Source organism: Pseudooceanicola nanhaiensis DSM 18065, assembly GCF_000688295.1.
Taxonomy (GTDB): Bacteria; Pseudomonadota; Alphaproteobacteria; order Rhodobacterales; family Rhodobacteraceae; genus Pseudooceanicola; species Pseudooceanicola nanhaiensis.
On record NZ_JHZF01000017.1, the window covers coordinates 133,450 to 143,479 of the forward strand.

8 protein-coding genes are annotated in these 10,030 nt (G+C 69.1%); 7 read left to right on the forward strand and 1 reads right to left on the reverse strand.

Annotated features, from left to right (window positions below):
- Window positions 1-3 precede the first annotated feature (3 nt).
- From Q344_RS0120800 to Q344_RS0120810, 3 genes are all read left to right on the forward strand, one after another.
- Window positions 4-2,112, forward strand: coding sequence for an acetate--CoA ligase family protein (locus tag Q344_RS0120800; protein WP_028288479.1), 2,109 nt, complete (start codon window positions 4-6; stop codon window positions 2,110-2,112).
- Between the two features lie 530 nt (window positions 2,113-2,642).
- Window positions 2,643-3,596: a Bug family tripartite tricarboxylate transporter substrate binding protein gene (locus tag Q344_RS24670; protein ID WP_051630957.1), complete on the forward strand. Its 954-nt coding sequence runs from the start codon at window positions 2,643-2,645 to the stop codon at window positions 3,594-3,596.
- A 176-nt stretch (window positions 3,597-3,772) separates the two neighbouring features.
- Window positions 3,773-4,429, forward strand: coding sequence for a TetR/AcrR family transcriptional regulator (locus Q344_RS0120810; protein ID WP_028288480.1), 657 nt, complete (start codon window positions 3,773-3,775; stop codon window positions 4,427-4,429).
- On the opposite strand, the gene trhA is transcribed toward Q344_RS0120810, so the two are convergent.
- Complete coding sequence (gene trhA, locus Q344_RS0120815) at window positions 4,426-5,085, reverse strand: PAQR family membrane homeostasis protein TrhA (RefSeq protein ID WP_028288481.1); 660 nt, start codon at window positions 5,083-5,085, stop codon at window positions 4,426-4,428. The genes Q344_RS0120810 and trhA overlap by 4 nt on opposite strands.
- A gap of 183 nt (window positions 5,086-5,268) precedes the next feature.
- On the opposite strand from trhA, the gene Q344_RS0120820 reads away from it, so the two are divergent.
- From Q344_RS0120820 to Q344_RS0120830, 4 genes are all read left to right on the forward strand, one after another.
- Window positions 5,269-7,770, forward strand: coding sequence for a cation:proton antiporter (locus Q344_RS0120820; protein ID WP_028288482.1), 2,502 nt, complete (start codon window positions 5,269-5,271; stop codon window positions 7,768-7,770).
- A gap of 184 nt (window positions 7,771-7,954) precedes the next feature.
- Window positions 7,955-8,077: a hypothetical protein gene (locus Q344_RS26730; protein WP_268238670.1), complete on the forward strand. Its 123-nt coding sequence runs from the start codon at window positions 7,955-7,957 to the stop codon at window positions 8,075-8,077.
- Window positions 8,078-8,132: 55 nt separating this feature from the next.
- A complete protein-coding gene (locus tag Q344_RS25295; protein ID WP_051630959.1) occupies window positions 8,133-8,591 on the forward strand; it encodes a tripartite tricarboxylate transporter TctB family protein in 459 nt (152 codons plus the stop codon).
- On the forward strand, window positions 8,591-10,030 hold a 1,440-nt coding region (locus Q344_RS0120830), incomplete at its 3' end, for a tripartite tricarboxylate transporter permease (protein ID WP_028288483.1). The genes Q344_RS25295 and Q344_RS0120830, both read left to right, overlap by 1 nt.

Consider the following 10,030-nt stretch of genomic DNA (forward strand, 5'->3'; position numbering starts at 1 on the left):
AGCATGAAAGATGACCTGACGGGCAGCGCGATCGCCGCGATCTTCTCGCCGCGCAGCGTGGCGGTGATCGGCGCCTCGAGCAATCCCACAAAGCTGGGCGGGCGGCCGGTCGCCTTCCTCAAGGATTACGGCTTCAAGGGCGAGATCTATCCGGTGAACGCCGGCCAGGCCGAGGTGCAGGGGCTGGTCTCCTACAAGGACGTCCGCGACATCCCCGGCCCGGTCGACCAGGCGGTCATCGTCGTGCCCTCGCAGCATGTCGAGGAGGCGCTCCGGGGCTGTGCCGAGAAGGGCGTGAAGGTCGCGCAGGTCCTCAGCTCGGGCTTCGCCGAGGCGGACGAGGCCGGGCGCGCGCGGCAGGAACGCCTGATGGAGATCGTGCGAGAGACGGGCATCCGGATCACCGGGCCGAACGCGCTCGGCTCCGTCTCGCCGCCCGACCGGTTCTGCGCGACCTTCTCGACGGCGTTCCAGGGCATGCATCCTCCGGCCGGCAACGTCGCGGTCGTGACCCAGAGCGGGGCCTTCGGATCCTGCACCTACGTGATGATCGCGCGCCGCGGGCTCGGCCTGTCGCGGATCGTGGCGACCGGAAACGAGGCCGATGTCGCCACGGCCGAGGTGATCTCCTACCTCGCGGACGATCCGGAGACCCGCGTGATCTGCGCGGCGGTCGAAAGCTGCCGGGACGGCGACGGGCTGAGGGCCGCGCTGCGCAAGGCGGCCGCGGCGGGCAAGCCGGTGATCTTCATGAAGGTCGGCGCCTCCGAGCTTGGAGCCAAGGCGGCGGCGACGCATACCGGGGCGCTCGCGGGGAATGACAAGGTCTTCGACACGGTCATCCGCGAGGGCGGCGCCTGGCGGGCGCGCTCGATCGAGGAGATGGTCGATCTGGCCTATGTCTTCGCGGTCGGCCCGGCCCCGCAGGGCCCGCGGGCGGCGATCGTGTCCCTGTCGGGCGGGATCGGCGTCATGATGGCGGATTCGGCCGAGGGCAGCGGGCTCGAGCTGCCGCCGCAGTCGGATGACCTGCGGGCGCGGGTACACGACATCCTCGACTTCGCCGAGGGGTCGAACCCGCTCGACGTGACCGCGCAGGTCGCGGTGCGGCAGCAGACGCTGCCGGTGATCTACGACACGCTTCTGGCAAGCGGCGAATATGACGCGATCATGCTCTACCTCGCCAATTCGGGCATGTCGCCGACCGCCTTCGCGCCGCATCTGGGCTACGTGCTGGAGGTCCGGGCCAAGCACCCCGACAAGGTGATCGGCGTCATAACTCCCGCCCATCCCGAGGTGCAGAAGGCGCTGGAGGAGGCAGGCGTCCTCGTCTTCGAGGATCCCTCCCGGCTGGTCCGTGCCCTCGGCGCGGCCGGATCTCTCGCCGGGCTGCGCGCGGCGGCCCTGGGGGTCGCGTCGGACGCGGGGACTGCGCCGCGTGCCGATCTTTCGCAGCCGCTGACCGAGGCCCGCGCCAAGCGCCTCCTGGCCGACGCCGGGCTGCCCGTCCCGGCAGAGGCGGAATGCGGCGATGCCGAAGCCGCGGCGCGGGCCGCCGACGGGATCGGCTATCCGGTCGCCATGAAGATCCTCTCGCCCGATATCGCGCACAAGACGGAGGTGGGCGGCATCGCCCTCGACCTGAAGGACGCCGAGGCGGTGCGCACGGCTTTCACCCGCATCACCGACAGCGCGCGCCGGCTGGCGCCGGACGCCCGGATCGACGGTGTCATCGTCGCGCCGATGGCAGGGGAGGGGGCCGAGATCATCCTCGGGCTGCACAACGACCCGGTCTTCGGGCCGATGATCCTGGCCGGGGCGGGCGGCGTCATGGCCGAGATGCTGGGCGACGTGAGCTTCGCCTCGGTGCCCGTCAGCCGGGAGGCGGCGGAGCGCATGGTCGCGCCCGGCGATGGCTGGACCCGGTTGCTGGACGCCTGGCGCGGCCGCCCCGCGCGGGACCGGGCGGCGCTGGTCGAGGCGATCTGCCGGCTGTCGGATTTCGCCGTCGCCAACGCGGACCAGGTCGACGGGGTCGAGATGAACCCGATCCTGGTGCGCAGCGAGGGGGCCGCGGTGCTCGACGCGCTGATCGTTCCGCGCTCCGCCTGATCGAACCGGCAGGGCCGCCCCGGGGAGTCCCGGGCGGCCGCGGACATCCGGCCTTCTGGCGAGAACGCTGCGTCCGGGGCTGTTCGACCTGCGGCTTCCCTGCCGGAGGCAGGGGGCCAGAACGGCCGTCTGGGGGCGCTGCGACGGCGGATGGCTCGTTTACCGATCGGTTGGTATAGTATTGCCGCGTCCGGGGCCATCAGCGCAGCCTCCGAGCCGTCCAGATATGTGCGATCTGGGTCCGGCTTCGAGGGCCGGACGCCTCCAGGGTAGGCCTTCACGATGGGGCCCGGCTCGGTGAAATGTCGGGGCGTTCTGAGAATAGCGCAATCTAAACAAGTAGATAAGGATAGACATCCTTTCGCAAAGCAGGCGGCTGCAGCGTCCATTTCGGCGTGACGCCGCGGGGCTCCCGCGCTCCGCCGCCTCCCCCGCCGTCGCCATGAATCTGTTGCGCGAATCCCGTCTCTCCATAGGCTGTTAACCTACCGGTCGGTTAATACATGACTGACATGAGAGGAGGAGACCCAATGTTCAAGACGCTGCTCGGGGCCGCTGCCATCGCCGCGTTCACCGCCACCGCCGCCATCGCGCAGGAGGACTACCCGTCCGACACCGTGCGCATCATCGTGCCCTATTCGCCGGGGGGCGTGACCGATTTCTACGCCCGGCTGATCGCTCCGGAGCTGCAGGAGGCCTGGGGCCAGACGGTCGTCGTCGAGAACAAGCCCGGGTCGGGCTCGCTCGTCGGCGCGATGGAGGTCGGGCGTGCAGAGCCCGACGGGCATACGCTGCTGCTCGGCTCCTACGGGCTGCTGTCGAACCAGATCCTCCTGCCGGATTCGCCCTATGATCCCGAGAGCATCGACCCCGTCTACCTGCTGGGGCGCGGCGCCAACATGCTGGTCATCAGCGGCGAATTCGAACACGACACGCTGGACTCCCTGACCGAATACGCCAAGGCGAACCCCGGGCAACTCCGCATCGCCTCTTCCGGCATCGGGGCGAGCCCGCATATCGCCGCGCTCATGTGGGCCGACCGCGCGGGGACCGAGTTCCTGCACATTCCCTACCAGGGGACGGCGCCGGCGATGACCGATGTGCTCGCGGGCCGGGTCGATGGCATCTTCGACGGCATCTCGGGCATGGCCAACGTGCGGGCCGGACGGACCAAGGCCCTCGCGATCGCGGCCGAGCGGCGCCACCCCGAAGCGCCCGACGTGCCCACCTTCCGCGAAAAGGGCATCGACCTGGTCTTCGGGTCCTTCTTCGGCTTCTTCGTCCCGACCGGCACGCCGCAGGAGGTCCAGGACAAGATCTTCACCACGATCGCCGAGATCGCGCGGCGCCCGGACATCGACGAACAGCTCGTCAAGCGGGGGCTCGATACCGCGCCGCGGACCGAGGCGGAGTTCGAGGCGTTCATGTCCTCGGAACTGGCGGAGCTTCAGCGCCTCTCGGACGAGGGCAAGCTGTCGAGGTGAGAAGCGCGGTCCGGCGCGCGCGTGCCGGGCCATCGCGGCACCGGCCTCTGGCTGAACAAGACTTGTGAAGGGCAGGGATGCGCCATAACCTGTCGCCTTCACGTTCGCCGCCGACGCGGGAGCATGTCTCAGAGGTCGGCCGCAGCCGGCCGCCCCGGTAAGTGGAGCGTCAGACGGTGCGCCAGAAGCGAGCTTCAGACACAGGCAACACCGACCCCGCCCGGATCGACCGGCGCACGCAGATCATCGAGGAGGCCTCGCTCCTGTTCTCGCGCAGGGGCTACCTCGGCACCTCGCTGCGCGACGTGGCGGACCGCTGCGACATGACGAAGGCGGCGCTCTATTACTACTTTCCCGACAAGGAGAGCCTGGTCCGCGCGGTCTACGTGACGCGGATGACCCAGCTCAACCGGTCGATGCGGCAGGTGCTGAGCCGTGCCCCGGACGATCCGGTCGCCCGGATCGCGGCCTTCGTGCGGCATTGCGCCAACCGGATCGACGGCAACCGCGAATCCTGGATGGTGGGCAGCCAGCTCTTCGGCTCGATCGAGGCGGCGCCGGGCACAGAGGAGGCCGTGGCGCTGCGCGACGAATTCGAGGCGCTGCTCCGGACCGAGATCGAGCGCGCGATGGACATGGGCATCTTCCGCCGGAACGATTCCCGGCTGACGACGCGGATGCTCCTGTCCTGGGTCAATTACATCCCCCGCTGGCACAAGCACGGCACGGGGCTGTCGGCGGAGCAGGTCTGCGACAACTTCCTGAACATCTCGCTGAACGGGCTGCTTCTCGCGCCCGGAGAGACGGAGACGCAGCCGACAGGCCCGGGCTAGGCGAGCGGACCCTTCACCATCTGCGCGATCGCGCCGAAGAAGCACGCCGTGCCGAGAAGGACGAAGACGTGCCAGATCGTGAAGTGGAACGGCAGGCGGTCGAAGATGTAGAAGGCCACGCCGAAGGTGTAGCAGAGCCCTCCGGCGACCACGCAGGCCAGCACTCCCGGCGGCAGGGCGAAGATCATGTCGCGGTCCACCACCACGGCGGCCCAGCCCATGCCGAGGTAGAGCGCGATCGACAGCCAGCGGAACCTGTGCGGGGCGAGCATCTTGAGCGCGGCCCCCGCCGCCGCCGTGCACCACATGGTGATGAGCAGCGCGGCCGGATGCGCCGCGGCCAGCAGCGACAGGGGTGTGTAGGTGCCCGCGATCTTGAAATAGATTCCGCTGTGGTCGAGGCGCCGGAGAAGGCCCTGCCACCGCACGCTGTCGAGCATGTTGTAGAGCGCCGAGAACCCGAGCATCGCCACCAGCGTGACGCCGTAGATCCCGGCCGCGAGAATCACGGGCGTCTCGTCATGCACGAGGATCACCCACACCAGCAGGAACGGCACCGCGATCAGCGCCAGCGACAGGCCGACCACGTGCACCACGGCATCGCTGAGCCGCTCGGCACGGCTGTAGGCAGGACGAATTCCGGGCTGCAGGAGCATGAATGTACCTGTGGGTCCAAGAGGGAGGAAAGCTCCTGTTGACGGACCACGGCGCGGCAGTGCAGTCAATCCTCTCGGTCGCTCCGACACCGTCACCGCACCCGACGTCAGCGGCGTTTTCACGCCGTTGCCGCATCGGGTTGCAGATGGTGCCGGTGTCGCGTCTTCTGCTAATCCGGGCCCATGGACATCATCATCCTCACCACCGTAATCGCGTCGTTCTTCGTCGTCATCGGCGCGGCCGAACCGCTGGCGGCGCGGCTTCGGCTGCCCTACAGCGTGATCCTCGCGGTGCTGGGCATCCTGATCGGTGTCGGGGCGACCTTCTTCCTGCGCACGACCCTGACAGACGCGCTCAATCCGGTGGCCGAGGCCATCCTCGGGCTGCCCATCCGGTCGAACGTCTTCCTCTACGTGTTCCTGCCGACGCTGCTGTTCCAGGCGACGCTCGGGATGAACCTGCGGCGGATGCTGGACGACTGGGTACCGATCCTCGTTCTCGCCGTGGTGGCCGTGGTGGTGGCGACGGTCGGGATCGGATACGCCCTGTCCTGGGTCAGCGGCCTGCCGCTGGCGGTCTGTCTGCTGGTCGGGGCGATCGTCTCGACCACGGATCCCTCGGCGGTGGTCTCGATCTTCCGGTCGATGTCCGCGCCCCGCCGTCTGGCGCGGATCATCGAGGGCGAGAGCCTGCTGAACGACGCCGCGGCCATCGCGCTCTTCGGCCTGTTCATGGGCTTCGTGATGCTGGGCCTGCCCGATCCGGACCTCGGCGAGGCGGTGGCGCGGTTCCCGGTGCTGATCCTCGGAGGGGCGCTCAGCGGCTGGCTGGCGGCGCGCGTGGCGGTCTGGATCATGGGGCTCTTCGGCCGGCACGAGCTGGCGCAGCTGTCGGTCTCGGTGGCGCTTCCCTACCTCGCCTATATCGGGGCCGAGCAGATCGTCGGCGCCTCGGGCGTGATCGCCGTGGTCGCCGCCGGTCTGACGCTCAACCTGACCGCGCCGGGCCGCCTGTCGCCGCAGGCGTGGCTCAACATGCGCGAGCTCTGGGACGTGCTCGCGCATTGGGCCGGGGCGCTGATCTTCATCCTCGCCGCCCTGCTGATCCCGCGCCTGCTGGAGGAGGTCCGGCTGGAGGACTTCGGGTTGATCGTCGTCGTCGTCGTCGCGGCCATCGCGGCCCGGTCGGTGATCCTGTTCGGGCTGCTGCCACTCCTGACCGCGCTCAGGCTGTCGCCGCCCGTGGATCGGCCCTACCGCATCGCGATCCTCTGGGGCGGGCTGCGCGGGGCGGTGACGCTGGCGCTGGCGCTGGCGGTGACGGAAAGCCTGCGGGTGCCGGGCGACGTGCAGCGCCTTGTCGGCATCCTCGCCACCGGGTTCACGCTCTTCACCCTGATCGTGCAGGGCACCACGCTGCGGCCGGTGATCCACCGGCTAGGGCTCGACCGGCTGTCGGCGATGGACGAGGCGCTGTCACGGCAGGTCGTGGCCGTGGCGCTCCAGACGGTGCGCGAGGACGTGGCGCGCAGCACCGAGGATTACGACCTCAGCCGCGAGATCGTGCGCTCGGAGGCCAAGCGCTTCGGCGACCGGCTGCAGGAGGCCGTCCGCGCGGCCGAGGCCAGCGCCGACATCCTCGACCGTGACCGCATCACGCTGGGGCTGATCGCGCTGGCCGGGCATGAACGCGACGCGATCCTGCAGAAGATGCGCGAACGGACGATCTCGGCCCGGATGGCCGATCAGGTCCTGTCCGAGGCCGACAGGCTGATCGAGGGCACCCGCACGGCGGGGCGCAACGGGTACCAGCGCGCAGCCCGGCGCAGCGTGGCCTACGGGCGCACCTTCCGGGCCGCCGGGCTCTTGCACGGGCGGCTCGGCCTGCCGGGGCCGCTGGCCCGGATGACCGCCGACCGGTTCGAGCTGCTGCTCTCCCAGCACCTGATCCTGCGCGATCTCGGCGTCTTCATCGAGGGCCGCATCCGGCGCATCCACGGCCGCCGCGTGGCCGACCTGCTGCACGAGCTGCTGACCCGCCGGATCGAGATGGTGGAGACCGCGCTGGAGGGGCTGCGGCTGCAATATCCGGGCTATGCCGAGGAACTGGAACGCCGTTTCATCCGCCGCACCGCCCTCAGGCTGGAGGAGCGCGAATATACCGTGATGCGCGAGGACGGGCTGATCGGCGCCGAGGTCTACACCGCCCTGATGCAGGACCTCAACCTGCGCCGCGCCAAGGCCGAGGCCCGCCCGCCCCTCGATATCGCGGTTCAGCGGACGGCGCTGGTGCGGCAGTTTCCGCTCTTCTCGGATCTCGACGAGGCCACGCTGAAGCGGCTGGCCGGTGCGCTCAAGACCCGCTACGTCGACGCGGGCGAGGTGCTGATGCGCCGCGACACCGCGGCGCCGAGCGTGTTCTTCATCGCCTCCGGCGCAGTCAAGCTTGAGACCGCCGGCCAGTCGTGGCGGCTCGGACCCGGAGAGATGTTCGGGCAGATGGCGATCCTGACCCGCCGGCCCCGGCGCGCCGAGGCCCATGCCATCGCACCGACGACGCTGATGGTCCTCGACGAAGACCGCTTCCGTCGCCTTCTGGCCCGCAGCGACCTGCTGCGCAGCGCGGTCAAGGCGAGCGCCGAGAAACGCGGCATCGAGCCGTCCGAAGTGCTGGGCGGAGTGTAGGGCCGGCGACCAAGGCGCTGTCCGGCCTCCGAATCCCGGGCCTCGACTTCACGTATCTGGGAAACGCGCGTGGCCGGACTTTCTCCTTGAGCCTGACGCCGCGGCACGCCTACCGTTCTTCTGACTGACCGGACGGTCAGATTGCGCGCGGCTCCCAGGTCGCGCGCCGGAGGAGGAGGATCCCATGAAAAGCACTCTCGCGGCCCCGGCCGCCACCATCACCCTGTCCGGCGCGCAGGGCCGATCCCGTGCTGAAGGAGTTGGTCGGGCCGGGCCGCCCGACGCCGCGGTGACGATCCCCTCTTGATGACCATCTCGGAGCGGCCCGAGGGCCGCGCGACCCATTTCCGGACGCCGATGCCATGAGATCCTACCTGAACCGCGACCTGATGACCGGAGCCCTGATCTTCGGCCTCGGGCTTGCCGCGACGCTCTATGCCCAGTCCAGCTATCAGCTGGGCACCTTCCGGACACCCGGTCCGGGCCTCTTCCCGACCCTCGTATCGAGCCTGCTCACCCTCGTCGGTGTGGGACTGCTGCTGCAGGCGCTGCTGGCCCCGGTGCCCGAGACCCTGCCGCAGTTCGAGACGCGGCCCTTCGTCCTCGTCATGGTCGCGGTCGCGGCCTTCGCGGTGATCTTTCCCTATCTCGGCTACGCGCTCGCGGTCTTCGCCCTGTCGCTGATCTCGAGCTTCGCCGACGACCAGATGAAGCTGACCCGCAAGATGGTGCTTGCCGCGGTCGTCACCGGCATCGCCGTGCTGCTCTTCCGGGGGATCCTCGGCGTGCGCCTGCCCGTCTTCGGCATGGGAGGCTTCTGATGGGCGGCATGCTCGACAACGCGATGCTCGGGCTCGAGGTCGCCCTGCAGCCCGAGAACCTGCTGTTCTGCTTCATCGGGGTCTTTCTCGGGACCATCCTCGGGGTGATCCCCGGGATCGGGGTGCTGGTGGCGATCTCGCTCCTGTTCCCGATCACCTTCCATATCGAGCCGGTGGCCGCGCTGGTCATGCTGGGCGGCATCTACTACGGCACGACCTACGGCGGCTCGACCTCGGCGATATTGCTGAACGTGCCGGGCACGCCCTCGTCCGCGGTGGCCTGCCTCGACGGCTACCCGATGGCGCAGAAGGGCCGGGCGGGAACCGCGCTGTTCATGACGACGGTGGCGAGCTTCTTCGGCGGCACGGTCGGCATCCTCGCCCTGATGGGCTTCTCGCCGATGATCGCGGCCTCGGCGCTGAAATTCGGCTCGGCCGAGTATTTCGGGCTCATGGTGCTGGGCCTGATCGCCGCCTCGACGATCGCCTCGGGCTCGATGCTGAAGGGCATCGCGATGGTCCTCGTCGGGATCCTCATGGGGCTGGTCGGCTCGGACGTCTACACCGGCACGATGCGGTTCACCTTCGGGCAGATGGCGCTCTACGAGGGCATCTCGATCATCGCGCTCGCCATGGGGATCTTCGGGATTTCCGAGGTCGTCACCTCGATCCGGTCGGTCAAGCGCGCGGGGTCGGTCAGGTACGACATCTCTTTCCGGGCGATGATGCCCACGCGGTCCGAGATGCGCGCCTCGTGGATGCCGATGATCCGCGGCTCGATGATCGGCTCGTTCTTCGGGGCGCTGCCGGGGACGGGCGGGCTGATCGCCTCCTACATGTCCTACGCGGCCGAGAAGCGGATCGGGAAGACCGAGACCTTCGGCAAGGGCGCGATCCAGGGGGTGACGGGGCCGGAATCGGCCAACAACGCGGCCGACCAGACCGCCTTCATCCCCACGCTGACGCTGGGCATCCCCGGCTCGCCGACGATGGCGATCATCCTCGGCGTGCTCATCATCCACGGGATCGAGCCGGGGCCGATGGTCGTGGTCAACCAGCCCGACCTGTTCTGGGGGCTGGTGATGAGCTTCTGGGTCGGCAACCTGATGCTCCTGGTGCTCAACATCCCGATGGTGGGCGTCTGGGTCCGGCTGCTGCGGATCCCGTTCCACCTGATGTATCCGGCCATCCTGATGTTCATCGTGATGGGCGTGCTGACCACCTACAACAACGCGATCCAGGTCTGGGTGCTGCTGATCATGGGGGCCTTCGGCTATGTCATCCGCTACCTCGGCTTCCAGGCGGCGCCGCTGATCCTCGGCTTCGTGCTCGGCCCGCTGATGGAGGAGCATTTCCGCCGGACACTGCTGCTCTCGGGCGGCGATTTCGGCGCCTTCCTGTCGAGCGGCATCGCCCAGGTCTGCCTCGGCGCCTCGGCG

Excerpts from the sequence above, each read along its gene's own strand:
- trhA (WP_028288481.1), bottom strand. The coding sequence starts at position 5,085 with ATGCTCCTGCAGCCCGGAATTCGTCCTGCCTACAGCCGTGCCGAGCGG.
- Q344_RS0120800 (WP_028288479.1), top strand. The coding sequence starts at position 4 with ATGAAAGATGACCTGACGGGCAGCGCGATCGCCGCGATCTTCTCGCCG.
- Q344_RS24670 (WP_051630957.1), top strand. The coding sequence starts at position 2,643 with ATGTTCAAGACGCTGCTCGGGGCCGCTGCCATCGCCGCGTTCACCGCC.
- Q344_RS26730 (WP_268238670.1), top strand. The coding sequence starts at position 7,955 with ATGAAAAGCACTCTCGCGGCCCCGGCCGCCACCATCACCCTGTCCGGC.
- Q344_RS0120820 (WP_028288482.1), top strand. The coding sequence starts at position 5,269 with ATGGACATCATCATCCTCACCACCGTAATCGCGTCGTTCTTCGTCGTC.
- Q344_RS25295 (WP_051630959.1), top strand. The coding sequence starts at position 8,133 with ATGAGATCCTACCTGAACCGCGACCTGATGACCGGAGCCCTGATCTTC.